Source organism: Actinoplanes sp. NPDC051405, assembly GCF_055586185.1.
Map to the genome: position 1 here is coordinate 157,032 of NZ_JBVJIR010000013.1, position 26,382 is coordinate 183,413.

The 26,382-nt window shown below is 72.4% G+C and carries 27 protein-coding genes; 13 read left to right on the forward strand and 14 right to left on the reverse strand.

Annotated elements, in window-relative coordinates; all coding sequences use genetic code 11:
* Positions 1 to 15: 15 nt before the first annotated feature.
* From ACZ6S4_RS26915 to ACZ6S4_RS26925, 3 genes are all read left to right on the forward strand, one after another.
* Positions 16 to 414, forward strand: a complete 399-nt coding sequence (locus ACZ6S4_RS26915; RefSeq protein WP_465477575.1) for an STAS domain-containing protein — start codon at positions 16 to 18, stop codon at positions 412 to 414.
* A gap of 87 nt (positions 415 to 501) precedes the next feature.
* A complete protein-coding gene (locus tag ACZ6S4_RS26920) occupies positions 502 to 948 on the forward strand; it encodes an ATP-binding protein (RefSeq protein WP_465477576.1) in 447 nt (148 codons plus the stop codon).
* 61 nt (positions 949 to 1,009) lie between these two features.
* A complete protein-coding gene (locus ACZ6S4_RS26925) occupies positions 1,010 to 1,384 on the forward strand; it encodes a hypothetical protein (RefSeq protein WP_465477577.1) in 375 nt (124 codons plus the stop codon).
* A gap of 9 nt (positions 1,385 to 1,393) precedes the next feature.
* On the opposite strand, the gene ACZ6S4_RS26930 is transcribed toward ACZ6S4_RS26925, so the two are convergent.
* The 6 genes from ACZ6S4_RS26930 to ACZ6S4_RS26955 are packed head-to-tail and all read right to left on the reverse strand — an operon-like array spanning position 1,394 to position 5,753.
* Positions 1,394 to 1,678 (reverse strand): discoidin domain-containing protein, encoded by a 285-nt coding sequence (locus ACZ6S4_RS26930; RefSeq protein WP_465477578.1) that lies wholly within the window; start codon positions 1,676 to 1,678, stop codon positions 1,394 to 1,396.
* A 16-nt stretch (positions 1,679 to 1,694) separates the two neighbouring features.
* Complete coding sequence (locus ACZ6S4_RS26935; protein ID WP_465477579.1) at positions 1,695 to 2,639, reverse strand: quinone oxidoreductase family protein; 945 nt, start codon at positions 2,637 to 2,639, stop codon at positions 1,695 to 1,697.
* Complete coding sequence (locus tag ACZ6S4_RS26940; protein ID WP_433724658.1) at positions 2,639 to 2,998, reverse strand: hypothetical protein; 360 nt, start codon at positions 2,996 to 2,998, stop codon at positions 2,639 to 2,641. Before ACZ6S4_RS26940 ends, ACZ6S4_RS26935 begins: the two co-directional genes overlap by 1 nt.
* Positions 2,995 to 3,858, reverse strand: a complete 864-nt coding sequence (locus ACZ6S4_RS26945) for a DODA-type extradiol aromatic ring-opening family dioxygenase (RefSeq protein ID WP_465477580.1) — start codon at positions 3,856 to 3,858, stop codon at positions 2,995 to 2,997. Before ACZ6S4_RS26945 ends, ACZ6S4_RS26940 begins: the two co-directional genes overlap by 4 nt.
* 9 nt (positions 3,859 to 3,867) lie before the next feature.
* Positions 3,868 to 4,647, reverse strand: coding sequence for a citryl-CoA lyase (locus ACZ6S4_RS26950; RefSeq protein ID WP_360820645.1), 780 nt, complete (start codon positions 4,645 to 4,647; stop codon positions 3,868 to 3,870).
* On the reverse strand, positions 4,629 to 5,753 hold the full coding sequence (locus ACZ6S4_RS26955) for a CaiB/BaiF CoA transferase family protein (RefSeq protein ID WP_465477581.1): 1,125 nt from the start codon (positions 5,751 to 5,753) through the stop codon (positions 4,629 to 4,631). The genes ACZ6S4_RS26950 and ACZ6S4_RS26955 overlap by 19 nt, the downstream gene beginning before the upstream one ends.
* Positions 5,754 to 5,945: 192 nt before the next feature.
* On the opposite strand from ACZ6S4_RS26955, the gene ACZ6S4_RS26960 reads away from it, so the two are divergent.
* The 4 genes from ACZ6S4_RS26960 to ACZ6S4_RS26975 all read left to right on the forward strand — a co-directional run bounded on the left by ACZ6S4_RS26960 (position 5,946) and on the right by ACZ6S4_RS26975 (position 9,989).
* Complete coding sequence (locus ACZ6S4_RS26960; RefSeq protein ID WP_465477582.1) at positions 5,946 to 7,376, forward strand: amidohydrolase family protein; 1,431 nt, start codon at positions 5,946 to 5,948, stop codon at positions 7,374 to 7,376.
* A gap of 29 nt (positions 7,377 to 7,405) precedes the next feature.
* Positions 7,406 to 8,203, forward strand: coding sequence for an IclR family transcriptional regulator domain-containing protein (locus tag ACZ6S4_RS26965; RefSeq protein WP_465477583.1), 798 nt, complete (start codon positions 7,406 to 7,408; stop codon positions 8,201 to 8,203).
* 70 nt (positions 8,204 to 8,273) lie between these two features.
* Positions 8,274 to 8,885 (forward strand): GNAT family N-acetyltransferase, encoded by a 612-nt coding sequence (locus tag ACZ6S4_RS26970; protein WP_465477584.1) that lies wholly within the window; start codon positions 8,274 to 8,276, stop codon positions 8,883 to 8,885.
* A 12-nt stretch (positions 8,886 to 8,897) separates the two neighbouring features.
* Positions 8,898 to 9,989 carry a DNA glycosylase AlkZ-like family protein gene (locus tag ACZ6S4_RS26975; protein WP_465477585.1) on the forward strand — a complete coding sequence of 364 codons (1,092 nt, stop codon included), beginning with the start codon at positions 8,898 to 8,900 and terminating at the stop codon, positions 9,987 to 9,989.
* 307 nt (positions 9,990 to 10,296) lie between these two features.
* On the opposite strand, the gene ACZ6S4_RS26980 is transcribed toward ACZ6S4_RS26975, so the two are convergent.
* From ACZ6S4_RS26980 to ACZ6S4_RS26995, 4 genes are all read right to left on the reverse strand, one after another.
* On the reverse strand, positions 10,297 to 10,596 hold the full coding sequence (locus ACZ6S4_RS26980; RefSeq protein WP_465477586.1) for a DUF3040 domain-containing protein: 300 nt from the start codon (positions 10,594 to 10,596) through the stop codon (positions 10,297 to 10,299).
* Between the two features lie 96 nt (positions 10,597 to 10,692).
* Complete coding sequence (locus ACZ6S4_RS26985; RefSeq protein ID WP_465477587.1) at positions 10,693 to 11,973, reverse strand: bifunctional glycosyltransferase family 2/GtrA family protein; 1,281 nt, start codon at positions 11,971 to 11,973, stop codon at positions 10,693 to 10,695.
* Between the two features lie 135 nt (positions 11,974 to 12,108).
* Positions 12,109 to 14,325 carry an ArnT family glycosyltransferase gene (locus tag ACZ6S4_RS26990; protein WP_465477588.1) on the reverse strand — a complete coding sequence of 739 codons (2,217 nt, stop codon included), beginning with the start codon at positions 14,323 to 14,325 and terminating at the stop codon, positions 12,109 to 12,111.
* A 98-nt stretch (positions 14,326 to 14,423) separates the two neighbouring features.
* Positions 14,424 to 15,485 carry a 3-deoxy-7-phosphoheptulonate synthase gene (locus ACZ6S4_RS26995; RefSeq protein ID WP_465477589.1) on the reverse strand — a complete coding sequence of 354 codons (1,062 nt, stop codon included), beginning with the start codon at positions 15,483 to 15,485 and terminating at the stop codon, positions 14,424 to 14,426.
* Between the two features lie 270 nt (positions 15,486 to 15,755).
* Here ACZ6S4_RS26995 and ACZ6S4_RS27000 point away from each other — a divergent pair, with 270 nt between their 5' ends.
* Complete coding sequence (locus tag ACZ6S4_RS27000) at positions 15,756 to 16,166, forward strand: hypothetical protein (protein ID WP_465477590.1); 411 nt, start codon at positions 15,756 to 15,758, stop codon at positions 16,164 to 16,166.
* Here the strand turns inward: ACZ6S4_RS27000 and ACZ6S4_RS27005 are convergent.
* Entirely contained in the window at positions 16,132 to 17,592 is a 1,461-nt protein-coding gene (locus ACZ6S4_RS27005; RefSeq protein ID WP_465477691.1) for a sensor histidine kinase, read from the reverse strand. The two genes, ACZ6S4_RS27000 and ACZ6S4_RS27005, sit on opposite strands and share 35 nt — an antisense overlap.
* Positions 17,593 to 17,653: 61 nt before the next feature.
* Complete coding sequence (locus ACZ6S4_RS27010; RefSeq protein WP_360832056.1) at positions 17,654 to 18,391, reverse strand: response regulator transcription factor; 738 nt, start codon at positions 18,389 to 18,391, stop codon at positions 17,654 to 17,656.
* 130 nt (positions 18,392 to 18,521) lie between these two features.
* Here ACZ6S4_RS27010 and ACZ6S4_RS27015 point away from each other — a divergent pair, with 130 nt between their 5' ends.
* Positions 18,522 to 18,764: a hypothetical protein gene (locus ACZ6S4_RS27015; RefSeq protein WP_465477591.1), complete on the forward strand. Its 243-nt coding sequence runs from the start codon at positions 18,522 to 18,524 to the stop codon at positions 18,762 to 18,764.
* 59 nt (positions 18,765 to 18,823) lie between these two features.
* Positions 18,824 to 20,467, forward strand: a complete 1,644-nt coding sequence (locus ACZ6S4_RS27020; RefSeq protein ID WP_465477592.1) for an RCC1 domain-containing protein — start codon at positions 18,824 to 18,826, stop codon at positions 20,465 to 20,467.
* Between the two features lie 4 nt (positions 20,468 to 20,471).
* Here ACZ6S4_RS27020 and ACZ6S4_RS27025 read toward each other — a convergent pair whose 3' ends face one another.
* Positions 20,472 to 22,637, reverse strand: a complete 2,166-nt coding sequence (locus ACZ6S4_RS27025) for a hypothetical protein (protein ID WP_465477593.1) — start codon at positions 22,635 to 22,637, stop codon at positions 20,472 to 20,474.
* 137 nt (positions 22,638 to 22,774) lie between these two features.
* On the opposite strand from ACZ6S4_RS27025, the gene ACZ6S4_RS27030 reads away from it, so the two are divergent.
* Entirely contained in the window at positions 22,775 to 23,161 is a 387-nt protein-coding gene (locus ACZ6S4_RS27030; RefSeq protein WP_360551614.1) for a tetratricopeptide repeat protein, read from the forward strand.
* The gene (locus ACZ6S4_RS27035; protein WP_212987410.1) at positions 23,158 to 23,442 is read left to right on the forward strand and encodes a Smr/MutS family protein; all 285 of its coding nucleotides are present in this window, start codon (positions 23,158 to 23,160) and stop codon (positions 23,440 to 23,442) included. Before ACZ6S4_RS27030 ends, ACZ6S4_RS27035 begins: the two co-directional genes overlap by 4 nt.
* 4 nt (positions 23,443 to 23,446) lie before the next feature.
* On the opposite strand, the gene ACZ6S4_RS27040 is transcribed toward ACZ6S4_RS27035, so the two are convergent.
* A complete protein-coding gene (locus tag ACZ6S4_RS27040; RefSeq protein WP_465477594.1) occupies positions 23,447 to 25,819 on the reverse strand; it encodes a M28 family peptidase in 2,373 nt (790 codons plus the stop codon).
* A 98-nt stretch (positions 25,820 to 25,917) separates the two neighbouring features.
* On the opposite strand from ACZ6S4_RS27040, the gene ACZ6S4_RS27045 reads away from it, so the two are divergent.
* Positions 25,918 to 26,265 (forward strand): hypothetical protein, encoded by a 348-nt coding sequence (locus tag ACZ6S4_RS27045; RefSeq protein ID WP_465477595.1) that lies wholly within the window; start codon positions 25,918 to 25,920, stop codon positions 26,263 to 26,265.
* Positions 26,266 to 26,382: the final 117 nt, after the last annotated feature.

Below are 26,382 nucleotides of genomic sequence, written 5' to 3' on the forward strand. Positions count from 1 at the left end.
TCGGAAGGGTCGGCCATGGCCGCGTCGCGGATGACGTTCGCGGCCACCGCGGGGACCACGGTCCTTTCGGTGGTGACTGTGGAGTCCGGGCCGGTGACGGTTTTGCGGGCCGTCGGCGACCTGGACATGGACACGGCCGGCCGGTTCACCCGGCAGGTCGACCGGGCCGTTGCCGCCCGCGGGCCCAAGGTCCTGATCGTCGACCTGGCTGATCTCGGCTTCCTCGGCGCGGCCGGCGTCTCGGCGCTGCTCGACGGCGGAGACCGGGTCAGCCGCGGCGGCGGACAGCTGCGGCTGCGCCGGCTGTCCCGACCGGCCCGCCTGGCCCTGTGGGCCAGCCGCACCCTGGACCTGTTCGAGGTCGAGCCCGCGGTGGGCACGGACTGCCGGTCCGGACGAACGATGGCAGACTGACCCGGTGCGACGCCGGTGCCCGGGGTTGCCCGGTGGGCGCCCAGGACTGTCCCGCCCACCGTCTGCCGCTGGTCCGCTGGATTGACGTTGTCACCTACCCCCGCTCGCGACGACTCCGCTCCGGAGGACTCCGCCGGCGGCCGCCTCGCTGTGCTGGACGACGTCCCGGCCACGGGCTCGGCCTGCGGGGTGGGGCGCCGGTTCGTGGCCGGCACGCTGCGCGACTGGGAAGTCCCCGAGGAACTCGTCGAGATCTCGATGCTGATCACCAGCGAGCTGGTCGCGAACGCGGTCAACCACGCCCCGCCACCGGGATACCTGCAGGTCCAGGCGGACGACGAGCGGATCCGCATCGAGGTCAGCGACGCCGGCGAAGCCGAGCCCCGGATGGTCCGGCCGGGTGACGCCGTGGCCGGCGGCCGGGGACTGCTGCTCGTCGACCGGCTCGCCGCCCGCTGGGGTTGGGAAGTCCGGCCCCCGGGAAAGGTGGTGTGGTGCGAGGTGAGCCTCCCGGCCGCCTCCCAGCAAATGTAGGCTGCGATTCGTGGGTGATTCGGAAGCTCCGGATGACCGGCAGAGGGCCAGGGCTGCGAGCTTGGACGAGTGGGAGCGCCGTCTCGACGCACGCGAGAGGGCGGCGGACGAGCGTGACCGGCGTGCCGACCAGCGCGAACGCGATGCCGATCGGCGTGAGCTGGACGCGGACGCGCGGGAGGCCGAGGCCACCGAGCGCGAGCGCAAGCTCGACGAGGAAGCCGAGCACCAGGCCGAGCGGACAGTCGACCCGATCGGGCGTTTCCAGGACGCGATCGAGCGCACCTCGGCCAAGACCGAGCGCAGCAACGAGTTCCTGCAACGCTCCCGCGCGGCGGTCCAGCGCGGCGTCGACCGCATCGACCGGGTCCGCCTGGAGACCTCCCGGTCGGCGGAGGAACGGGCCGACAGCGAGCCCGAGACCGCCGGCGACTGACGGCGCCGGTCAGCGCACCTCGATCTCCAGCAACGAGTAGCTGTAGGCGGTCGAGCGCGCGGTGCCGTACATGCGGACCAGCCTGGCCGGGAGCTTCGGCACCCGCACGGTCACGTCCCTGCCGAGGTCCACCGTGAGCCACTGCGGATCGCTGAAACCGCTGCTCCACCGGGTCGCGGTGTCGTTGTCGATCGCGTAGGCGGCTCCCCAGGACCGAGCGGCTCGCAGCGGCTGAACCGCCGGAGGAGGTCGGCCCGCCGGACGCGCCTGACCCGAGAGTCCCGAGCGACCCACCTTGGTGGAGCCCGTGTTACGGGATGACGACCATCCTGCGGTCGGTGCGGTGCCAGGCCGTGGTGACGTCGCTCAGCCGTACCGTCTCGTGGTCGACCGTCAGGCGGCCGGCTGCCGCATGCGCGGCGATCAGGGTGAGGGCCGCCGACCTTTGCGCCGGGGTCAATTCGTTGTTGGTGTAGCCGAGGATGCGCAGCGAGCCGGCGCGCAGCGTCGCCGAGTCCAGCGGCGCGGTCTCGCCCGCCGCGCTGCCCAGGTTGACCAGCCGGCCGCCGGGCCGCAGCGTCCGCAGGGCGGCCGCCGCGGGGACCCCGAACAGCGGATCCAGGACCAGATCGACCGGGCCGTCCGTGGCCGACTTCAGCCGGGCCGCGAGCTGGGCGACATCGTCGCCGTCCTTCAGCGGTACGACCTCAGCCGCCCCCGCCTGCGCAGCCCGCTGCCGTGCGGCGTGGGAACGGGCGGCCGCGGTCACCCGGCCCGCCCCGGCCAGCAGGGCCAGCTGTACGGCGGCCTGTCCGACCACACCGCCCGCGCCCAGCACCAGCACGTGCTCGCCCGGTCGCAGCTCACCGCGACACGTCAGGGCCATCTGCGCGGCCACCGCCGACAGTCCGAGCGCCGCGATGAGCCGGTGATCGACGTCGTCCGGCAGTTCCACGGTGTCGGCGGCGCGCACGGCGGCGTACTCGGCGAGGCTGCCGTCACCGGGGCGCATGCCCGCAGTCGTGGGGAACCAGACCGCGGTGCCGTCGTCGCGGGTGCCGACACCCTGCACGCCCGGGACGTACGGGGTGGCCGGCGCGCCGAAGTACGACGTACCGGATGCGCACAGCAGGTCGAGCGGGGTGATGGACGCGGCGGTGACCCGTACCAGGATCTCGTCCGCGGCCGGCACCGGCACCGCCCGGTCGCCGACCTCCGGGGGCGCGCCGCAGGCGTGCAGGAGCGCGGCCCGCATCACGTGGCGATGTCCGGGTACGGCATCTCGAAGTGCGCCAGCCGCGCCCCGAACGCCTTCTGGTATTCCAGCGGCCCGTGGTCGCGCTCGAACATCGCGATGAACAGGGTCAGCGTCAGGAACGGGTGCGCGCCGAGCGAGAAGAGCGTGACGTGGTCGTGCGCGGCCAGCGCCTCGCGTTCCTCGTCGGTGAAGCGCAGCCAGGTGCTGGCCTCACCGGCGTGGCAGTTCAGCACGGTGTTCGCGCATTCGGTCTCCCACCACGTCACCGTGCCGCGCGGGTCCTCGCGGTACCGCTCGACCAGCTCGGGATCGCGGTCGACGGTGTAGAGGAACTTGTCCACCAGGTACTTGCTCATGCGTTCATCCCGTTCGGGTACCAGGTGAAGTACGCCTCCATGGTGTGGAACAGGTCGAGACTGTCCACATAGTCGGCCTTCTGGCCGGCGCCGGCGACGCCCATCATCAGCATGAAGTCCATGAAGCCGTGGGTGGCGTTGCCGGGGGAGTGCAGGCTGTCCAGGGTCACCTCGGCCAGGCAGCGTTCCAGGTCACCGGTGGCGATCCACTCGACGGCCTTGCGGTCGAAGTCCGGGTCCGGCCCGTGCGGCCCGAACTGGCGCGGCCCGCCCAGTTCCAGGGAGAGGTGGCCGGTGCCGATCACCGCGACCCGCAGGTGGCTGGGCCACGACTCGACGATGTCGCGGATCGTCTGCCCGAGCTGGACGAAGCGCTTCGGCTGGGGCAGCGGCGGCGCGAAGATGTTGGTGTAGATGGGCACGATCGGCAGATCGGCCTCGGGCCGCAGCGTGATGATCGGGCAGGTGATGCTGTGGTCGATCCGCAGCTCGTTGCTGAACGCCAGGTCGAAGCCTTCGTCGAGGCCGGCCCGCAGGATGTGCGCGGAGAGGTCCTCGTTGCCCTTGAGCAGCATCCGGGGCAGGCCGAACTCGCGTTCCTCGTTGTAGAAGTTGGCGTCGTAGAACGGCGCCTTGCCCACCAGGAACTGCGGCATGTTGTCCAGCCAGAGCTGGTGGAAGTGGTCCGAGCCGACCATCACCAGCACGTCCGGGCGGGCCCGGGTCAGCGTCTCCCGGAACGCGATGATCTTGCGGACCCACTCGTCCGCGAACGGCGGGCGGTCCTCGCCGGTGGCCGTACTGGCCTTGTAATAGAAGGGGTGGTGGGTGGAGGCGATCACCGCGACGACGGTGGCCATGCCGGCTCCTCAATCCTCGTAGACGGCGTTGCGGTCGACGGTCAGGTAGACGTCCATGCCGATCGGGTTGCGGCGCTCCTCGGCCAGGTGGCCGAGCAGGCCGGCCGCGCGAGCCAGCAGCGCGAAGCCGCGCAGCAGATCCACGGGCAGGCCCAGGTCGGCCAGGGCCGCGCCGCAGACGCCGGCACCGTTCAGCGGCAGGGTCCGGTTGAGCACCTGCGGGTGCACCCGGCCGATGGCCTCGAACAGGCGCAGGTGCGGGCCGCGCAGGCCTTCCTCTTCCGCGATGCGGATCAGGACGGGGGTACGCGGATCCTGCTTCTTGTGCACCGGATGCCCGAGCCCCGGCACGAACTTCTTCGCGGCACGCGCTTCGGTGACAGCGGCCAGCGCGAGGGCGTCGAAGCCCGCGTCGTCTTCCGGTACGCCGTCAGCCAGCACTCCGGCCAGGAACCGTCCACAGTCCTCGGTCACGCCCAGGAAGCGCGAGCCGCCACCGAGCAGGCCCGCGGCCAGCGCGCCCTGTAACGACTCCGGCGCGCTCAGGTAGGTCAGCCGGGCGGCGATGGCGGTCGGGGTGAAACCGTGGTCGGCCAGCGCGACCAGCACCGTCTCGAAGACCCGGACCTCGCCCGGAGTGGGCCGGCGGCCGGCCACCAGCCAGTACGCCAGCTCGCCGAAGCCCACCTTGCCCATCAGATCGGCGGCCAGATCCTGGCCGAGCAGCCGGATCTGGGTCTCGTCCGAGGTGCCGATCGCGGTCGGGAACCTCAGTCCTTCGTCAGCCACGCGCGAATCTCCTCACCGTGTTCGTCGAGTCCGGGCGGGGGCAGCTCGTAGCTCGCCGGGGTGCCGGAGAACGTGATCGGGTTGCGGACCCCGGGCACCCCGCCGGTCTCGACCACCGGGTGCAGACCCAGCTCCTCAGCGAGCGCCACGCCGCCGTCGATCGTGTTGATCGGAGCGCAGGGCACCCCGGCCGCGAGCAGCTCGCGGAACCACTCGTCCTTGGTGCGCTTGCTGAGCCGTTCCACCAGCAGCGGGCGCAACGCCTCGCGGTTGGCCGTACGGTCCTGGTTGCGCCCGAAGCGCGGGTCGTCCGGCAGGTCGGCCAGGTCGAGCACCTGGCACAGCTTGCGGAACTGGCCGTCGTTACCCGCGATGACGATGAGCTCGCCGTCGGCGGTGGGCAGCGGCTCGTACGGGAACAGGCTCGGGTGCGCGTTGCCCATCCGGAACGGGACGGTGCCCCCGGCGACGTACGCACTGGAGTGGTTGACCAGGCCGGACAGCGCGGAGGAGAGCAGGTTGACCTCGACGTGCTGGCCGCTGCCGGTGGCCCCGCGGTGGTGCAGCGCGGCCAGGATGCCGATGCTCGCGTGCAGCCCGGCCATCACGTCGAAGACCGAGATGCCGGCCCGGTACGGCGAGCCGTCGGGGTCCCCGGTCAGGCTCATCAGCCCGGAGATCGCCTGCACCATCAGGTCGTAGCCGGGGTAGTTGGCGCCCGCGCCGGTGCCGAAGCCGCTGATCGACGCGTAGATGATCTTCTCGTTGCCGGCCGCGACCGTGTCGTAGTCCAGGCCGAAGCGCTTGAGCCCGCCCGGCCGGAAGTTCTCGATCATCACGTCGGCCCGGCCGGCCAGGCGGCGGGCGACCTCGAGGTCCTCGGGGTTCTTCAGATCCAGCGCGATCGAGCGCTTGTTGCGGTTGATACCCAGGTAGTACGTCGAGACGCCGTCGCGCACCGGGGGCATCCAGGTGCGGGTGTCGTCGCCGGCCGGGCCCTCGACCTTGATCACCTGGGCGCCGAGGTCGGCGAGCAGCATGGTCGCGTACGGGCCCGCAAGGATCCGGGAGAAGTCCGCGACGAGCAGTCCGCTGAGGGGTCCCATGTGCCGCCTTTCCAAGGTTCGACCGCTAGACGGACAAACGTCCGCGCAATCGCCAGTCTCGGCTCGAAGGCGCTGGGCTGTCAACCGTCACTGTGCTGAAACGTGCTCTTGACACTGCTGGTGAGCCGCAACACACTGGCGCCGAGGCAGTGACCGTCAGGCGGACGCATGTCCGGAGGGAGTTGACCGGGAATGACCGACAGTGTTCTGTTCCGCAACGGCACCGTGCTGACGATGGACGATCGGCACACCGTGCTGCCGAACGCCGACGTGCTGGTGATCGATCAGCGCATCGCCGAGGTCGGGGCCGGGCTCACCGCCCCCGAGGGCGCCACGGTGATCGACGCGACCGGCGGCATCCTGATGCCCGGCATGATCGACACCCACCGGCACATGTGGCAGACGGCGATGCGCGGCTACGGCGCCGACTGGACCCTGACCCAGTACTTCGTCTGGTACTACCTGGAGTCCGGCAAGCTGTTCCGCCCCGAGGACATCCACGCGGGCAACCTGCTCGCCGCCATCGAGGCGATCGACGCCGGCGTCACCACCACGGTCGACTGGTCGCACGGCCTGCAGACCCCGCAGCACGCGGACGCCGCGGTCGATGCCCTGCAGGCGGTGCCCGGCCGGTTCGTGCTCGCGTACGGCAACATCCAGCAGGGCCCGTGGCAGTGGTCGGCCAGCCCCGAGTTCCGCGACTTCGTCAGCCGGCGGATCACCCCGGGCGACGACATGCTGGGCTTTCAGATGGCCTTCGACGTCACCGGCGACCCCGCCTTCCCCGAGAAGGCGGCCTTCGAGGTGGCCCGCGAGCTGGGCGTGCCCGTCACCACGCACGCCGGCGTGTGGGGCGCGACCAACGACGACGGCATCCGGCTCATGCACGAGAACGGCTTCATGACCCCGCAGACCATCTACGTGCACTCCGCGACGCTCAACCACGACTCGTACCACCGGATCGCCGCGACCGGCGGCTCGGTCTCCGTGGCCACCGAGAGCGAGCAGAGTGCCGGCCAGGGCTACCCGCCCACCTGGACCCTGCGCGACCACGGCATCCCGGTCTCGCTGTCGATGGACACCAGCGTGTGGTGGAGCGGCGATCTGTTCTCGGCGATGCGCAGCACGCTGGGCGCGGACCGCTCCCGCGAGCACATGGAGGCGCACAGCCGGGCCGAGACCGTGACGCACCTGCACCTGCGGGCCGAGCAGGTCGTGGACTGGGCCACCCGCGGCGGCAGCAAGGCGCTGGGGCTCGACTCGGTCGTCGGCAGCCTGGAGGCGGGCAAGAAGGCCGACATCGTGCTGCTCAAGAACGACGACTCGCCGGTGATGTTCCCGATCCTGCATCCGTACGGCCACGTGGCCTTCCAGGCGCAGCGGGGCGACGTCGACACCGTGCTGGTCGACGGCAAGATCGTCAAGCGGGATCACAAGCTGGTCGGCGTGGACCTGGTCGCCGCCCGTGAGCAGGTCGGCCGGACCCTCGAGCACCTGCGGTCGACGATGGGTGAGGACGCCTGGGCGCGCGGGATGAACCCCGATGTGCCCGAGACGAAGGTGAAGGACAACCCGTACACGTACACCGAGTGGGACGCCGGCTCGGCGCAGTGGAAGCATTAGCTGTCCGACGATCACGAGAGGGGGGCTCGATGGCACGGGAGACCGGTCCTGACTTCATCGAGGCCCTCGCTCGCGGGCTGGACGTGGTGCGCAGCTTCCGGCCGGGCCGCCGGGTGTCGACGCTGAGCGAGATCGCCGCCGACACCGGACTGGCCCGGCCCACCGTGCGCCGGATCCTGCTGACGCTCACCGAGCTGGGCTACGTGCGGGCCGTCGAGCGCGGATACACGCTGACCCCGCGGGTGCTCGAGCTCGGCATGGCGTACGTGAACTCGCTGGACATGTGGGACGTGGCCCGCCCGCACATGGAACGCCTGGTCGCGCTGACCGGTGAGTCCACCTCGATGGCCCAGCTCGACGGCTCCGACATCGTGTACGTGGCCCGGGTCGCGGTGCCCAAGATCGTCACGCTGGCCGTGTCGATCGGCACCCGGTTCCCCGCCGCCGCCACCTCGATGGGCAAGGTGCTGCTGGCCGCCCTGGAGCCCGCCCAGCTCGAGAAGGTGCTGGCGGAGCCGGGCCGGTCCGGCATCAACGCCCGCTGGCAGCCGGACCGCACGGCGCTGGACGCCACCCTGCGCGAGGTGCGCGCCAAGGGCTGGGCGCTGGCCGACCAGGACCTCGCCCTGGGCATCCGGTCGATCGCCGCCGGCGTCCGCAACGGCGACGGCAAGGTGGTCGCCGCGCTCAACGTCACCGTGCACGCGGCGGAGACGTCTGTCGATAAGTTGACAGGCGAATATCTGCCGTTGCTGCTGCATGCGGCCGCAGACATAAGCCACGACTGGTCATTGCTGGATACCGCGCCGATGGTGGTCCGGGGCTGACGGGCGCGACCCGGCTTTCTTAAGGGTCCCCTACTGGCAGGAACCGGTCGCTTACGGGCAGGATCGGCGCATGACGACCGCCGGCCGCCTGCCATACCCGATCGCCCTCACCGGAGACGGCATCTCGCTGCGCGAATGGCGGGACGAGGACCTCGACGATCTGGTGCGGCTGCTGGACGAGCCCGAGATCGCGCGCTGGACGCCGATGCCGTCCCCGTTCGACCTCGAAGCCGGCGTCGCGTACCTGAAACGGGCCCGGCAGAGCCGGGCCAGCGGCCAGCGCATCCAGCTGGCCATCACCGTCGACGGCACCCGGCCGGTCGGCGAGGTGCTGCTCTTCGGCGTCGACGCCGGCGTGCGCGAGGCCGAGCTGGGCTATCTGATCGGGGCCGCCTACCGCCGGCGCGGCCTGGCGTCGGCCGCCCTCTCCCTGCTTTCCGGGTACGCCCGCAGCACGCTGGGCCTGAACCGCCTGGTGCTGCGCATCGACCCGGCCAACACGGCGAGCTGTGCCGTGGCCCGGCGCTGCGGCTACCGGCTCACCGGCGAACCACCCATCCTCCAGGAAGGCCCGTACGGCCCGAGCAGCCTCGACACCTGGGAACTGGTCTCGGCCGGCGGCGGCACGCGCCTGGAACGACTGAGAAATGTCGCAGCCCGGCGCTACGGTCGACGCGGGTGAAAGGTGGTTCCCATGGACGTGGACCGCAGACAGGTATTGGCCTACCGGGTGGCCGCGCTGGGCCTCGCCGAGCGCGGCAAGAAGCGCCCCGGTGACCTGGCCGTGCTCGACCTCGGCGTGCAGGAATACACGCCCGGCTCGGTGCAGGTCGCGCTGGCCGCCCGCACCGACGCCGAGCTCACCGACGACCGCCTCCTGATGGTGTGGGCGGCCCGGGGTGCGCCGCACCTGCATCGCCGCAAGGATCTGAAGTCACTGGTCAAGGCACTTTGGCCGGTCAGCGACGCGGACGCGGCGGCCCGGATCAAGAGCGGGCAGATCCCGGCGGGCGGCAAACTCGGCATCCGGGCGTTCACCGTGACCGCGCAGGCGTTCCGCGACGTGGTGCACTCCTCGATGCCGCGCGGCGAGGTCAGCACCCAGGTCAGCGCGCGAGTGCCGGCGGAGCTGACCTACGACTGCCGCAGCTGCGCGGCCCGGCACATCGCCGGCAACGTCTGGCAGCACTCCGGGCTGGCCGGAGGCGTCCAGGTCGAGTCCCGCGGCAAGGACGCGACGCTCGGCCCGATCCGCGACGCCCCGCCGCTGCCGGCGGAGAACGCCGGCATCGAGGCGCTGATCACGACCTACCTGCGATTGCTGGGACCGGCGACGCCAATGGAGCTGGGCAAATATCTGGGCAGCTCCACGGCGGAGATGAAGAAGGTCTGGCCCGGCGACCTGGCCGAGGTGCGGATCGACGGCCGCAAGGCCTGGCTGCCGAGCGGGGCGGTGGCGGAGCTGGCCGCGGCCGAGCCGGTGCCAGGGGTGCGGCTGCTGCCGGCGATGGACCCGTTGCTGCAGGCCCGCGACCGCGACGTGCTGGTGCCGGATCGCGCGCGGCAGAAAGAGATCTGGAAGCTGCTGGGCAACCCGGGCGTGTTGCTGGTCGACGGCGAGATCGCCGGGGTGTGGCGGGCGAAGATGGCCGGGAAGAAACGCGTCGATGTGACGGTGACGGCGTTTGGTGCGCTCTCGGCGAAGGTGCGCAAGGCGGTGGAGGAGGAGGCGGCCGTGGTGGCCCGGGCTCGGGACGCGGCCGAGGCCACGGTCAGCTTCGGCTGAGCCCGGCCGCCCGGCCGCCCGGCCGCCCGGCGGTGCGGCGGTGCGGCCGTTCGGCCGTTCGGCGGTGCGGCCGTTCGGCGGTGCGGCCGTTCGGCCGTTCGGCGGTCCGGCGGTCCGGCGGTCCGGCGGTGCGGCGGTGCGGCGGTCCGGCGGTGCGGCGGTGCGGCGGTCCGGCGGTCCGGCGGTCCGGCACCGCGGCTGTGCGGTGGTCTTGCTTGCGGGCGCGGGGCGGCCTTGCTCTTCGGCCGCGCGGTGGTCTTACTCCCGGGCCGCTGGGCGGAAATCCGGGGCCTGGTGCCCGGTGCGGCTACCAGGTGGATGGGGGCAGATGGGGGTGGGTTGTGTCGCGGCCGGGGCGGCAGCGGTAGGCCAGTGCCGCCACGATCACCGTGCCCCAGACTGCTGCGACCGCCGCCGCGCCCCACCAGCCGAAGACGGCCAGGGTCAGGGCCGCGGCCCAGATCACCACACCGGTCAGCACCAGCGACAGTGGCATGCGCCGGCGGGTGGGCAGGTCGCCGCGCATCCGGGCGCAGAAGTCCGGGTCGTCCCGGCGGAGCTGGCGTTCCAGCTGCGCCAGCCTGCGGCTGTCTTCCTTGCTGAGCATGTCGCCACCTCCGGCGGGGCCCGGACTGAAAGGCACATCGACCGGAGCCGCTGGGCGACTCCGATCCCTGCCATTGTTACCCGCCGGTCACCGAATTCATACAGTCGGGGCACTTGCGTTCATGCCGGGTTCATGGGCGGTCGCCGGGCTCGCCGACATCGTCTGCGCGGCGCGGAAGACCCAGATCCGCATGAGCAGGAAACGCACCCCGGTGGCGATCAGGTTGGCCGCCACCAGCACGCCCAGTTCCACCGTGGTCGGTGGGTCGCTCACGGCGTGCAGCAACGCCAGCGAGCCACTGGTCAGGCCCAGCCCGACGGCGAAGACGACCAGCCCTTGGGCCTGGTGACGCCAGGCGCCGTCGTGGCCGCGTACCCGGAAAGTGAGCCGCCGGTTGGCCGCCGTGTTCGCCACCGCCGTCACCAGCAGCGCCACCAGGTTGGCCGCCTGCGGGCCGACGCCGGTGCGCAGCAGCGCGTAGAGCAGCAGGTAGGCCAGCGTGCTGGCCACCCCCACCGCGGCGAAGCGCAGCAGCTGGCCGGTGAGTCCGGCCGGCACCCCGGCAACCGGTAGTGGGTTGCGGCCCAACTGCTCACGCAGCGCGCCGAGGGGCAGCCGGCCGGTGCCGAGCGCCCGGGTCAGCCGGGCGATGCCGCGCAGGTCCGCCAGCGCCGTGGCCACGATGTCCACCCGGCTGTCCGGATCGTCGACCCAGTCCACCGGCACCTCGTGGATGCGCAGCCCGGCGCGTTCGGCCAGCACCAGCAGTTCCGTGTCGAAGAACCAGCCGGTGTCCTCGACCATCGGCAGCAGCCGGGCGGCCACGTCCGCGCGGATCGCCTTGAAGCCGCACTGCGCGTCGGAGAAGCGTGCCGCCAGGGTGCCGCGCAGGATCAGGTTGTAGGTGCGGGAGATGAACTCGCGCTTGGCGCCGCGGACGACCCGGGAGCCGCGGGCCAGCCGGGAACCGATCGCCAAGTCGGAGTGGCCGGAGATCAGCGGGGCGACCAGCGGCAGCAGCGCGCCGAGGTCGGTCGACAGGTCCACGTCCATGTAGGCCAGTACGGCCGCGTTCGAGTGGGTCCAGACGAACTTCAGCGCCCGGCCGCGGCCCTTCTCGCTCAGATGCACCGCGGTCACGCCGGGCAGCACCCCGGCGAGGCGGTCGGCCACCTCGGCGGTGGAGTCGGTGCTGGCGTTGTCCGCGATGGTGATCCGGAAGCGGTACGGGAACCCGTCCCGCAGGTACGCGTGCAGCCGGCGTACGCACGGCTCGAGGTCGATCTCCTCGTTGTACACCGGGACGACCACGTCGAGCACCGGAGCAACGGCCCGCACCTGGTCGTCGGCGTACGAGGGCAGCGTGGAAAGGCTCATGCCACCAAGGTCGGCTCCCCGGCTTTGCCCGGATTGTGGCGAACCTGTGGCGGCCCTATGAGTTTCGTGGCCGGCCGGTGACACGCCGGCCGGGCGGCCCCCGACGTGGAGGGCCGCCCGTGGTCCGGTCGTCATCTACCGGGTGGTGAGGTCGTAGAGGGTCACACCGTCGACGGTCTGGCTGGTGAAGTTCGCGCTGACCCACTCCGAGATCTGCGAGCTGGCGTTGCTGCCGCCCGAGCCGGTGCCACCGCGCCCGCCGCCGAAGCCACCACCGCCGATGAAGTAGTGGATCTTTCCTTCGGCGACGTACTGCTGGAACTGGGCCAGGGTGGGGGACGGGTCGCTGCCGTTGAAACCACCGATCGCCATCACCGGGTCGCCGGTGGCCAGCTGGTAGCCGGAGGCGCTCTGCGAGCCGACCGCGGCGGCGACCCAGGTGTACTGGTCGGCGTTGGTGTCCAGCAGCGACTTCATCTCGTCGCTGACCGTGGCGGCGTTCAACAACCCGCCCATGCCGCCACCACCGCGCATACCGCCGCCGGTCGTCGCCCCGCCGTTCGCGGTCCCGCCGTTCGTCGCCCCGCCGTTCGCGGTCCCGCCGTTCGTCGCCCCGCCGTTCGCGGTCCCGCCGTTCGTCGCCCCGCCGGGAGCGGTGCCGCCGGGAGCAGTCCCGCCTTGAGCGGTGCCACCCAGCGGAGTGCCGCCGCCCGGGAAAGCGCCACCCGGGAAACCGCCGCCGGGGAAGCCGCCGCGCTGACCGCGGCCACCATCACCGCCGGGACCACCGCCGCCCGGGCCACCGCGACCGCCGAAGCCGCCGCCCTGTGAGGCCGGGCCGGCCGACGGGATCGAGCCGGTGTGCGGTGTGGCCGCCGTCTGCACCGCGTACGCGGCCGGTCCGGCCAGCACCGCGGCTAGGGCGAGACCCGCGGTGACCAGAGCCAGCCGCGCCGGCAGCCGCAACCCGGCCAGCATGCCGAGCGCCGCCACGATGCCACCGGCCAGCACCACCCAGCGCAGCCACGGCACGAAGTCGGCGCTGCGACCGAGCAGGTGGAAGGACCACCAGGCGCTCACCGCGATCGCCGCCGCCAGGGTCAGCGCCGCGAAGATGTTGTTCCGGCGCCGCCACAGCAGCACCGAGCCCATGCCGACCACCGCGCCGATCGCCGGGGCCAGCGCCACCGTGTAGTACGCGTGGAAGATGCCCTGCATGAAGCTGAAGACGCCGGTGGTGATGACGAGCCACGAGCCCCACAGGATCAGCCCGGCCCGCAACCGGTCGGTACGCGCCGCGCGCAACGTCAGCACCAGCCCGGCGACCAGCACGATCAGTGCGGCCGGCAGCAGCCACGAGACCTGGCCACCCTGCGAGCTGTCGAACATGCGCAGGAGGCCTGTCTCACCCCACATGCCGCCACCCGCGCCACCGCCACCGACGCTGCCGGTTTCCTCGCCGTTGAGCCGGCCCAGGCCGTTGTAGCCCAGGGTCAGTTCCAGCAGGCTGTTGTTCTGCGAACCCCCGATGTACGGCCGCATCGACGCCGGCACCAGCTCGACGATCGCGATGTACCAGCCGGCCGAGACGACCACCGCCAGCCCGGCGAGCAGCAGCTGCCCGATCCGCCTGCCCAGCTTCGGCGGGCCGGCGAACAGGTACGCCAGCGCGTACGCCGGCACCACCAGCAGCGCCTGCAGCATCTTGGTGAGGAACCCGAAGCCGACGAACACCCCGGCCAGCACCAGCCACTTCGTCGAGCCGTTCTCGATGGCCCGGACGGTCGCGTAGGCGCCGGCCACCATCAGCAGCACCAGCAGGGCATCCGGGTTGTTGAACCGGAACATCAGCACGGCGACCGGGGTCAGCGCCGACACCGCTCCGGCGAGCAGGCCGGCGGCCGGGCCGTACCAGCGGCGGACCGTGGTGAACAGCAGGCCGGCCGTCGCGACACCCATCAGCGCCTGCGGCACCAGGATGCTCCACGAGCTGAGGCCGAAGATCCGGACCGACAGCGCCATGATCCACAGTGCACCGGGGGTCTTGTCGACGGTGATCGAGTTCGCCGCGTCGGACGAGCCGTAGAAGAAGGCCTTCCAGCTCTCCGAGCCGGCCTGCACGGCCGCCGAGTAGAACGCGTTGCCCCAGCCGGAGGCGCCCAGTCCCCAGATGTAGAGGACGCCGGTGAGCAGCAGCAGGGCGAGCAGCGCGGGCCGTACCCAGGGGGCGTCGTCCACGCGGCCGCGCAAGAACGCCGACCAGCGGGACCGGGGACGGACCGGCGGTGGGGGCGCGGCCGGCGGTGGGCCGGCCGGCGACACCATCGGCGGTACGGGCAGCGTCGAGGTCATCGGGGTTCCTTAGAGAGGCAGGCGGAAGCACTGACCTCGTTACTGTGTTCCGCCTGCCTGTCGGCCCCTTATGCCCATCCTGTGGGCCGCCTGTGGGATCAGCTCGCGCGTCGTTTCGCCGCGGCGATCGCGAGCCGGTCCAGCACCCCGACGGTCGGTTCCCAGCCCATGCACGCGTCCGTGACGCTCTGCCCGTACGCCAATTCGCCGCCCAGGTCCTGCCGTCCCGGGATCAGGAAGCTCTCCAGCATCACGCCCTTGATGCCCTGCTGGCCGGCCTCCAGCTGGCCGGCCACGTCGTCGGCGACGATCGGCTGGCGCAGGTGGTCCTTGTTGCTGTTGCCGTGCGAGCAGTCGACGATGAGCCGCTCCGGCAGCCCGGCGGCGCGCAGCTGGCCGAGCGCGGCGTTGACGTCGGCGGCGCTGTAGTTCGGGCCCTTGCCGCCGCGCAGCACCAGGTGGCAGTCCGGGTTTCCGGTGGTGTGCATGATCGCGGGGGTGCCGGAGACGTCGATGCCCGGGAACACGTGCTGGGCCGCGGCCGCGTTGATCGCGTCGATGGCGGTGGCGATGCTGCCGTCGGGCCGGTTCTTCATGCCGATCGGCATGGACAGGCCGGAGGCGAGCTGCCGGTGCACCTGCGATTCCACCGTACGGGCGCCGATCGCACCCCAGGCCACGGTGTCCGCGATGTACTGCGGGGTGATCGGGTCCAGGAACTCGACCCCGACCGGCAGGCCCCGGCCCAGCACCTCGAGCAGCAGCGCCCGGGCGACCCGCAGGCCCTTGCCGACGTCGCCGGTGCCGTCCAGCCCCGGGTCGTTGATGAGTCCCTTCCAGCCCACGGTCGAGCGCGGCTTCTCGAAGTACACCCGCATCACGATCAGCAGGTCGTCGGCGAGCCGGGCGGCCTCGCCGCGCAGCCGGTCGGCGTACTCCGTGGCGGCGACGGGGTCGTGCACGGAGCACGGGCCGACGACGACGAGCAGGCGCGGATCTCGGCCGTCGAGCACGGCCTCCACCTGCCGGCGGCTGTCCAGCACGGTCGCCGACAACTCGTGGGTCAGCGGCAGCTCGTGATGGAGCAGCGCGGGGCTCATCAGCGGCACGACGGTCTCGATGCGCTGGTCGCTGACCCGCTGCACCTCGGGGATGGTCACGGCTGTCTTCTCCTCCGCCGGGACCGGGGGCCGGCAGCCCCGGTGTGACCGGCATTCGTGCAAACGAAAAGGCAGCGACGAATGTCGCTGCCTCGGCCGGCCCTACGGGGTGTCTCAGGTCATGGGATCATGGCTGAGGCACCGGCGGGAGCCGGCCTCGTAAACCACTGATACGTCCAGGACACGCGGTGAGCTTAACTCATCGGGGCACCCGGGTGTCCGTCAGCCGGGGTATGGGCACGTGCAAGTTGCTGTGCTGCGATTGAGCACATGAACAACGCGAGCGCGCCGTACCTGCTGGACGGCCTGGCCGAGCTCCCGCCGGCCCGGCGCAGACAGGCCGTGGCGGCGGTCGTGCTCCGGGTCTGGGAGACGCCGTCCGTCCTGCTGGATGAGATACCACCGACGCAGGCGCTGACCGCGATCGCGGCGATCGCGGCCGGACTGCCCGGTGCGGCGGCCCGGCCCTGGCTCGACGACCGGCTGCTGGCGGCGGCTTGCCCGGACGTGACGAGCGAGCTGGCCGGGCGGGCGCTGTGCGCGCTCGACGTGCTGGTGGGCCGGGACCGCGAGTCGGTCCCGCTGGAGCTGCACGTCACCGACGGCGAGGCCGCCGGCGCGCTGCTGGAGGACCTGCGCGACGTGCTCATGGACGCGCTGCGACGGGGACACCCGGCGTAGGCGGCGCGGCGAGGGCCGCGGAGGCCGGCAGCCGTACGGTGAACTCGGTCCGGCCCGGCACCGTGTGCACCGAGACCGTGCCGCCGTGCGCGGTCACCACCGCGTGCACGATCGAGAGCCCGAGGCCGGTGCTGCCCGCCGCCCGCGACCGGGAACTGTCCCCGCGCGCGAACCGCTCGAAGATGTGCGGCTGCAACTCCGCCGGGATGCCGGGCCCGGCGTCGGCCACGGTCAGCACGGCCGCGCCGCCGCTCTCGCTCACCCCGACCGTCACGGTGGTGCCTTCCGGGGTGTGCGTGCGGGCGTTGGCCAGCAGGTTGGCCAGGACCTGGTGCAGCCGCTGGGCATCGCCGACCACCGTGACCGGCTCCTCGGGCAGGGCGAGCTGCCAGTCGTGCCGCGGACCGGCCGCGTGCGCGTCGCTGACCGCGTCGACCACCAGCATCGTCAGGTCGACCGGGTCCTGGGCCAGTGGCCGGCCGGCGTCCAGGCGGGCCAGCAGCAGCAGATCCTCGACCAGCGCGGTCATCCGCGCGGCCTCGGACTCGACCCGGCGCAGCACGTGAGCGATCTCTTCCGGGACCGGCTGCCGGCTGCGCCGGCTCAGCTCGGCGTAACCGCGGATCGCGGCGAGCGGGGTACGCAGCTCGTGGCTGGCATCGGCGACGAACTGCCGGACCTGCATCTCGCTGGCATGCCGCGCCTCGAGGGCGTTGCCGACGTGGTCGAGCAGCCTGTTCAGCGCCGAGCCGACCTGACCGACCTCGGTGCGCGGGTCGGTGTCCGAGGCCGGCACGCGCTGGGCCAGCTCGACCTCACCCCGGTCCAGCTCCAGCTCCGACACACGGGTCGCGGTGGCCGCGACCCGGGACAACGGCTGGAGGGTACGGCGGACGATCACCGCTCCCGCCCAGCCCGCGATGACCAGGGCGGCCAGCACGGCACCGCCGGTCACGAGGGCGACCTGGAGCAGCGTCGCCTGGGTGGAGGCCAGTGGCACGGCGGTGATGCTGACCCCACCGTTGCCGTTGAGGTTCGAGACGACGCGGTAGTCGCCGAGCTCCCCGCCGAGGTCGAGGTCTCTCGGACTGCTGTCCGGGGTCACCGCGGCGAGTTGCGCGACGGTCGGATCGGCCACCTCGTTGTAGATGTCGTCGTAGAAGCCATTCGCGTCCGTGCCGATGGCGACGATGCCGCCGCCGGTGACGGCGCCGGTGCTGTTCAGGCGCACCACGATCCAGTTCGCCTCGGAGCCCGGCGGTGGTTTGTCACTGTTGAAAGCGGGACCGCCGCCGGGGCCGCGTGAGTGGTTGCGGGCGTTGATCTCGAGGAGCTTCGAGTCCAGCTGCTGGTAGAGCGACTTGTGCAGGTAGATCTCGGCGGTGGCTCCGACGACCAGGCCCAGCAGCACCAGCAGGGCGAGCATGATGGCGACCAGCCGGGTACGCAGCGGCCAGCCGGCCGGGTTCCACCGGGCCGGGCGGGCCTCAGTCTGCGGGCTTGAGGACATAACCGGCTCCGCGCATGGTGTGGATCATCGGGTTGCGGCCGGCGTCGATCTTCTTGCGCAGGTACGAGATGTACAGCTCCACCACGTTGGCCTGGCCGCCGAAGTCGTAGTTCCACACCCGGTCCAGGATCTGGCTCTTGCTCAGCACCCGGCGCGGGTTGCGCATCAGGTACCGCAGCAGCTCGAACTCCGTGGCGGTCAGCGTCACGAGGTCACCCCCGCGGCGCACCTCGTGGCTGTCCTCGTCCAGGCTCAGGTCGCCGACGATGAGCTGCGAGTCCGTGCGCATCGGGGAGTGGCCCATCCGGCGCATCAGGCCGCGCAGCCGGGCCACGACCTCCTCCAGGCTGAACGGCTTGGTGACGTAGTCGTCGCCGCCGGCGGTCAGGCCGGTGATCCGGTCCTCGACCGAGTCCTTGGCGGTCAGGAACAGCACCGGCACCTCGGGGGACTCGCCGCGCAGCCGGCGCAGCACCTCCAGGCCGTCGATGTCGGGCAGCATCATGTCGAGCACGACGGCGTCCGGGCGGAAGTCGCGGGCGGTCCGGACGGCGGTCTGCCCGTCGCCGGCGCTGCGCACGTCCCAGCCCTCGTAGCGCAGGGCCATCGAGAGCAGCTCGGCCAGGGTGGGCTCGTCGTCGACCACGAGCACCCGGACGGGACCACCGTCGGGGCGCCGGAGCTCCGTGCTGCTGTCTGCGTTCGCCATCGTCATGCCCCTACTGTCGCGGGCCACGCTTTGCGCCGGCTTTCCGCTTCCTGTGTAGCACCTGTGTGTCCGGGACACAGTCTGACCATGGTTTTCGCACAGCGTCGTGACACCGGCGGCCGACACAGTGAGCGGCATGACGGACATGATGATCTCCCGGGTACAGGGGTGGCGGCGCCGGACGACCGGAGCCGCCCTGGTCGCGACACTTGCTCTGGCGGCGGTGCTGGGGCCGCCGCCGGCCCCGGCGACCCGGTTCGGGGCCGGTGAGCTGGTCGGCTTCTCGACGGTGAGCGCGGCGGACACGATCACCAGCAGTGGTGTGCTCGCCGAAGTTCCGGCCGCGGGGCGCGGCCGGAGCGTGTCGGAAACGGACTAAAAGCTTAAAACTCCGCATAATGTCCCGCGTTGTGCCGGCGAGGGAGAGCGGAGGAACGGTTGCGACTGGGTCGTCTCGGTGGTGCCCTCGCGGCTCTCGCCCTCATCGTTCTGCCGGTGGTCCCGGCGGCGGCCACGCAGGGGCCGTACCCGCCCGGCATCAACGCCGACACGATCCGGCTGGCGAGTCCCGGCACGGCCGCTATCGCCGCAGGTGGTGCCCACTCCTGCGCCATCACCAGCCTCGGTGAGCTGTACTGCTGGGGCGACGACTCCTCGGGGCAACTGGGCGATGGCGTCGCGCCGCACACCCCCGGGCAGGCGGTGCTCGCGCTGCACAAAGCGGTCGCCGTCGACGCGGGCCAGGCGCACACCTGCGCGATCGACGTCCGCGGCGCCGCGCACTGCTGGGGTGACGACTCCGCCGGTCAGCTCGGCGACGGCGCGCGGGCCGACCGGGACGCCCCGGTGGCGGTGACCGGTCCGGCCGGCCGCGACCTGGTGGGGATCACCACCGGTGCCCGGCACACCTGTGCCGTGGACGACGAGGGCGGCGCCTGGTGCTGGGGCGACGGTTCGCACGGCCAGCTCGGCGTGGCCGGGCTGCGCGGCTCGGCGGTGCCGGTCCGGGTCAGCGCGCGCAGCGGCCTGCGGGGTCCGGTGGTCGACATCGCGGCCGGCCGCGACACCACCTGTGCGGTGACCGCGGCGGGGGCCGCGTACTGCTGGGGGTCGGACGCGTACGAGCAGCTGGGGACCGGTGGGCGCGGTGACCGCGACGAGCCGGTGGCCGTCGCGGCGGACGGGCCCACGCGGGGCCGGGTCCGCGAGGTCACGGTCGGCGGGACGCAGGCCTGCGCGCTGGCGGTCGAGGGGAAGGCCTTCTGCTGGGGCACCCGGGGACTGGGATCCGGCACCCGCAAGGCGAAGGCCGAGCCGGTCGGCGTCGACCTGGCCGCGGCGCTCGGCGAGATCAGCGCGGGCGGCGAGCACACCTGCGGGCTGGACCGGGGTGGCCGGGCGTTCTGCTGGGGCGACGGCGCTGACGGGCGGCTGGGCAGCGGTCGCTCGGCGGCCCGGGCGGTGCCGGTCCGCACGGCCGGGCCCGCGCTGCGCGATCTGGACGCCGGCGAGGAGCACAGCTGCGCTTTTGACACCCGGGGGTACGCGTACTGCTGGGGAGCCGGTGCCGACGGACAGCTGGGATCGGGCAGCACCGGGGCGAGTGCTGTGCCCGTACCGGTGACGGGTCTGCCCCGGCCGCCCGGCACCGCGACCGGCATCCGGGTGCTGGCCCTCGACGGCGGTCTGCGGGTCGACTGGCGGCCGCCCGCCGACCTCGGCAGCGGGAAGTTCGCCTACTTCTGGGCGACGACCGCCGGCTACGAGTCCGGCTGCACCCTCACCGTCCCCACCGCGGGGGCCTGCGAGTTGACCGGGCTGCGGAACGACCGGGAGTACGACGTCGCGGTCGTCGTGCGCACCGGCGACGGCATCACCGTCAGCGACTTCGTGACGGCCACGCCCGCCGCGGACGCGCCCCTGCCGTCGGACACCCCGGAATCGCGCCGGATGAGTGCCTCGGTCCTGCCCGGCTCGGGTGGTGGCCTGCCGGTCACCGGGCTCAGCCCGGTCGCGCTCATCGCGCTCGGCACCCTGCTGCTGGGCGGTGGGCTGGCCGCCAGGCTCGTCCGCCGCTCCTGAGGCCTCACGGCCCCGCGGTGTCCAGGGCGGCGTCCCGGAACTGTTCGGCGCCCTGCTTGAGGCGCTCGGTGTAGTACGGCCGGTTCCAGTTCACCCAGGTCGCGGGCCCGGCCGTCTGGTCGGTGCCGGTGGCCGACACGGTGACCCCGACCCCCGGCGCGGCCCGCAGGGTGAGCTTGCGCCCGGCCGGTACGCCGACCATGTGCCGGGACGGATCCGCGAAGCCCAGCATCGCCCACGGCACCCGCACCACGAGGTCGTCGCCGTCGCGTTCCCACAGGGCCCGGCTGTCCGCGTCCGGGCTGCCGTACCGGAGCATCCCGGCGTTCTGCAGCTCGGCCGGCAGCTTCCGGCCGGTGGCCCGGAGGGTCTGGGCCCGGTTGACGATCAGCTCGAAGCGCTGCCAGCCGATCGCCGCCGGCCCGCGGACCGCGATCGGCACCTTGGCGTACAGCGGCAGCGGGTCGAGCTGCCGGCGCAGGTACGCCTGTCCGGTCCGGGCCACCAGGTCCAGGAAGAACGCGGCGTCGGCGCTGCGGTTCGCGGTGCCGGGCGCGGGCTCGCCGGTCAGCCCGGGCAGCACGTCGAAGCCGAGGGTCAGCGTGCTCGGCGCGGGATTGCCGAGCCTGACCCGCAACCGCAGGTACGCCTCGTCGACCCGGGCCGTGACCCGCCGCGACGGCCAGCCGTTCTCGTCGTCCAGCAGATACTGGGTGCTCGCCTCCGGGGAGCCGGCGGCGTCCATCGCGATCAGGCCGAAGTGCTGCTCGTTGGTGAGCACGTCGTGCCAGAGCTGGCGGCGCTCGGGATCCTGCTGCCGCTGGGTGTTCCAGGTGGCCTTGAACCACTCGTCGGTCCAGGCGAAGAGGAAACCGCCCGCCAGGCCCTCGTCGCGGATCAGCCGCAGCAGCTCCGCGTCGATCCGCAGGGCGTCCCGTTCGCTGTGGTCACCCTGGCTGCGCCCGAGCGGGCCGTTGTGCGCCGATCCGAGCGCTGACGGTACGCCGAACTCGGTGATCAGCGTGGGCAGGTCACCGTGGTGCCGTTTCAGGGCGGCGACATAGCCCGCGTACGGGTCGGCGCGTCCCGCGTACCGGTGGGCCAGCAGCGCCGGCTCGTGCCGCTGGAAGTCGGGGTAGTACGGGTAGGCGTGGTAGCTGGCGAAGGTCCCGGCCGGCCACTTCCCGGTTGCGACCACGTGGTTCGCGTCCAGCTGGGCCAGGTCCTCCTCGGGCAGCGGCTCCTCGGGGTGGCGCAGCGGGTCGGTGGTCGGCCAGTTGACGAAGGCGATCGGCTGGCTCAGTCCGGCCGCCGCTTGGAGGGTGGCCAGCTCGTTCAGCCGCGCGGCCAGCCAGCGTTCGGTCGGGGACGCCTGCGGGGTGCTCCGGACGTACCGGCCGCGGACCGGGGGAGCGTCCGCGTTGCGGTCGTCGGAGCGGGCCGTTGCGACGGGGTCGAGCTCGGCGCCGATGATCCAGCCGGCCAGCCAGGGGGTCACGTCGGCGGTCCAGGTGCCGTCGGCCCGCCCCGGTTGCGGCGTACGCGTGAGCTGGCCCCGCACCGCGCTGTCGGCGTCCCGGATCTCCCGCTGGAACGCGGTCGTGACGGCCCGGTCGAAAAGGTTGTTCTTCTCGACGTACGACTCATCCGGCGGGTAGACGCCCTGCATGAGGTAGAGCGGCCGGTCCGGGTTCGCCCGGTTGTGGGCCACCAGCTCGGTGTAGAAGGACGGCGGGTGGATCGTGTAGATCCGCACGACCCGGAGGCCGAGCCAGGCCATCGCCGCGAACCAGGTCCGGTACTGCCCGGTGCTCACCGACAGCTCGCCGGGCTGGTGTCCCGGCGTGGTGCTGCCCAGGTTCACGCCGGGCAGGAAGGTGACGTCTCCGCCCGCGGTGTGCAGCGCGAACCTTCCCTGACCGGCGGTCGCGAGGCTGCGCAGGCCGCCGGTCTCCCGAGGTGTGGGAGCCCAGGAGCGGCCGGTGGGCGGTGAGCCGATCCCGGTCATGCCCGGGATCGCGAAGGCCGCCGAACGCGGCTCGGGCCGTGCTGCCGCGCCGGCCAGGAACAGGCACATGACCAGCGTGACGGCGCCGATCAGCAGCGGCTTGGCGCGCGCGGACCGGTGACGCCGCGGCGCCTGGACGAGATGAAGCGGGAAGTCCCCCACTCCGGCATTCTGTGCCGCGAGGGTTGCGGAATGGGGCGAATTGTCGGGAAGCTGGAGCCAGCGGAACACTCGCCGTTCGAGGAATGTTGTGCCAGCGTTGTCTGAGTCGCTGGTGTGCGAGCGTGGGGAGCGGGGTCGTGGATCTTCTGGAGGAGTACCGCAGGGCCACATTCTTCTTCGAGTCCGGCGACCCCCTCGGGGCGGCCCGGCTGCTGGAACCGATCGTCGAGGCCGAGCCGCACAACGCGGCCGTACGCCAGCTACTGGCCCGGGCCTACTTCAACTCCGCGCAGCTCGGCGGGGCGGAGGCGCAGCTGAGAGCGCTGATCGAGCACGATCCCTCCGATCACTACGCACACCACGTCCTCGGCCGGACCCTCGAAAGGGCCGGCCGCTTTCGTGAGGCCCTGCCGCACCTGCGGCTGGCCGCGGCGATGAAGAATCACGGTGACTACACCGAGGCGCTGCGGCGGGTCGAGACCTGGCTGGGCAAGAACGACGAGGGACGAGGATCGCAGACGTGAAGATCAAGCTGGACCTGCACGACATCTTCAACAAGGGCACCCAGATCGACAAAGCGCTGCGTGACGTCATCGACGAGGCCATCCAGAAGAAGGCCACGCTGGTCGAGATCATTCCGGGCAAAGGGTCGGGTGCCCTCAAGAAGAAGGTGATCCGCTTCCTGGACCAGAAGGAGATCAAGCAGCTCTACCACCGGGTCGAGAAGGACGGCGACAACTGGGGACGGCTCTTCGTGCACTTCAAGTTCGAGTCGGCGCAGGGCAAGGGCCGGCGCGGCCGCTGAGCGGTCAGAGTGTGAAGGTGTGCGCCACCGCGGCCATCTCCGAGCTGTGTGAGCCCACGATCCCGACGTCCGCGGGCCGGGGCCGGAAGCCCGGCAGGGTGGACAACCCGTCGCTGGCGTCCATCGTCCGCAGCCGCAGCGGGGTCTGCGCGGGCACGGTCAGGGTCACCTCGATGCCGTCCGGCGGCGGCGCATGGAACACGAAGCCGAAGCCCCACAGTCCGCCCGCCTTCCGGTCCGTGGGCACCGGACGGCCGGCGACCGTGGCCGCGCTGACCGTCGCCTCCGCGTTGACATGCAGGGTGATCAGGCGCACCGCCCGCTGCGGGGTCAGCCGGAACGTGACCGTGCGCAGGCCTCCGGTCGTCGTGTCGGCCGAAGGGGTCAGCGTCGGAGCCGGCAGGCGCGCGGGCTGGGCCGGGCCGCTGAACACCTCCGCCGGGCCGAACGCCGGCAGGGTGTCGAGGACCGGTGCCCGCCCGCCCGAGACGTACTGACCTGTCCACTCCTGCGGCTTGCTCTCCTGGCTCAGCCAGCGCGCCTGGCCGGTGTCCGTGTCCAGGGCGTACATCAGGTGGGTGGGGGACGGGTGCGCCGGGTCGAAGCGGTCCACGGCCAGCCCGGTCGCGACACACGCCACGGCGGTGAGCGCCGCCACCAGCGTCGGCAGGCCGCCCAGCCGCCGGGCCCGCAGCGCCACCATCCCGCGCTGGCCACCGGCCTCCGGATGCAGCAGGTCGACGATCGGCAGCACGGCCAGGGCGAGCAGCGTCGCGAAGAACGCGCTGGCGGCGCCCAGCACCAGGCCCAGCGCCGGGAAGAACATCACCACGGTGGGCAGCAGCACCACGACCGCGACCGCCGCACCCACCGTCACCGCCAGCACCGACCACCAGCCGCGCAGCAGTACCGCGACGATGCCCGCGAGCGCACCGGCCAGGGCGGGAAGGGCCGCGAGGTAGGAGCCGCCGGGAGCGAAGGCGGCCAGCGCGAGACCGAGCACCGCCAGCCAGCCGAGGCCACCGACGGCCAGCGCCGCCGGGCTCATCCGGCGGCGCAGCAGTGCGTACCAGGCGAACACAATCGTGGCGGTCAGGGCCAGGATCGCCAGCCTGTACCAGAACGGCCGGTACGGGTCGATGAGCTGAGCGGCGTACCCCGGCCGGATGACTTTGAGCATTGCCCACAGGAGCTGGGCCGCCACCGGGGCCGCGATGAGCGGCACCAGGGCCAGCCCGAACCCGCCCGCCAGCCGGGCCCCGGTGGCCAGCCCGCGACGCCGGGCCAGCCAGGCGAGCGCCAGCACGGCCAGCACGGCCAGCGCGGCCAGCGGCCAGGTGAGCGAGCCGGGGTAGACGGCCAGCCCACCGGGCACCGGGAAGTACACCGCGTCGCCGTCGGAGCTCAGCGCGGGCAGATCGCGGCCACCGAGCTCGCGGGTCAGCGCCAGGGTGTTCGCGCCGAGGTGCTGCAGGCTGTCCCGGTCCATCGCCGCCGGGGTGTCGGTGGGCGCGTGATACACGGCCGAGCCGTCGATGTACGCGCTGTTGAAGCCGGTGAAGCCCGCATCGAGGAACGGGGTGAAGTCGGTGTCGTTGGGCAGCAGCCGATAGACCTCGACCGCGAACGAGGTGCCCACCGGCCGTGGCGCTTCGGCGTACACCCCGGTCAGGCCCGCGTTGTCCGTCGCGGTCTCGAACATGATCGCCGGTCCGGTGCTGCCGCGGGCCTCCAGGTTGAGCACGACGCCACCGTCACGGGCCAGCGGATGCTGATCGACGAACGCCTTCGCCCCGCACAGGCAGGCCTCCTCCGCGTCCGTGAACACGAGCACGACGTCGTTGCGCGGTCGCGGTCCCGTCGCCAGCGCCCGGGCGATCTCGAGAATCGCCCCGGTGCCCGCCCCGTCGTCGTTGCCGCCGGGCGAGACCTGGGCCGAGTCGTAGTGCGCGACCAGGAAGATCCGGCCGGTGGACGCCGTGCCGGGCAGCAAGGTGACCACGTTGCGGACGCGGGCCAGACCGCTTCCGCCCGCGCTCGCCGACAGCTCGCCGCCCTGCACCGACACCGTGTCCTGAACCTCGGGCGCCAGGCCCAGGCCACGCAGGGTGGTCAGGAGACGCTCGCGGACCGCGTCGGCCGGTGCGCTGCCCGCCACGTGCGGCTCCGTGCCGATCGCCTGGATGTGCTGGAACGCACGCCCGGCGCTGAACTCCGCGGCCGGGGCATCGGCAGCCCGCGCTCCGGGCGGCTGCACGGACTGCTGTGCCGCCACCGCGACTATCAGCAGCAGCAGGACCGCGAGCAGCGCCGCGCTCACCCGATGGGTGGGCCGGGTCAGGGCCCGGGACGCGGCCTCGATCCGCGGTACGCCCACGTGAGCCTCCTTCACGACGCTTCGGATGCCATCTAAGCCGCTGCGGCTCCGCCCGGGTACCCCGTGGATCTTTCGAAGCGGTGACATAACTTTGTGCGGTGACCGCCCCGCTCGACCCCCCTGCCGTGTTCGCCGAGTTCATCGACCGGGTCGCCTGCTACGACCCGGCGCCCGAGGCCGGTCCCGCCGCCGTGCTCGGCCTGCGCACCGCGCTCGGGGAGGCGACGTTCCAGATCAGCGACCATGTCGTCCGGGCGATGTGCCGGGCCCTGGAGGCGTACCGGGATCCCGCCGACCGGGGCACCTGCACCGGCTGCGGCAGCCGCCGTCTCGACGAGAACCTGCACTGCGGCGACTGCGGCCGGCTGCACGGGATCCTGGGCCAGGTGATCGCCGAGCACGCCCGCCGGGTGGCCGAGGACCAGTCGTACGGGCCGCCGGCGTGAGCCGCGCCGCTGCCGTGGGTGTCCGGTGTTGTGCGTCCGCAGCCGGTGGTGGACTATCAGCGGGTCACGCCCGAAGGAGTCGAGCCATCAAGCGTTCCCACCGCGCCGGAGCCGCCG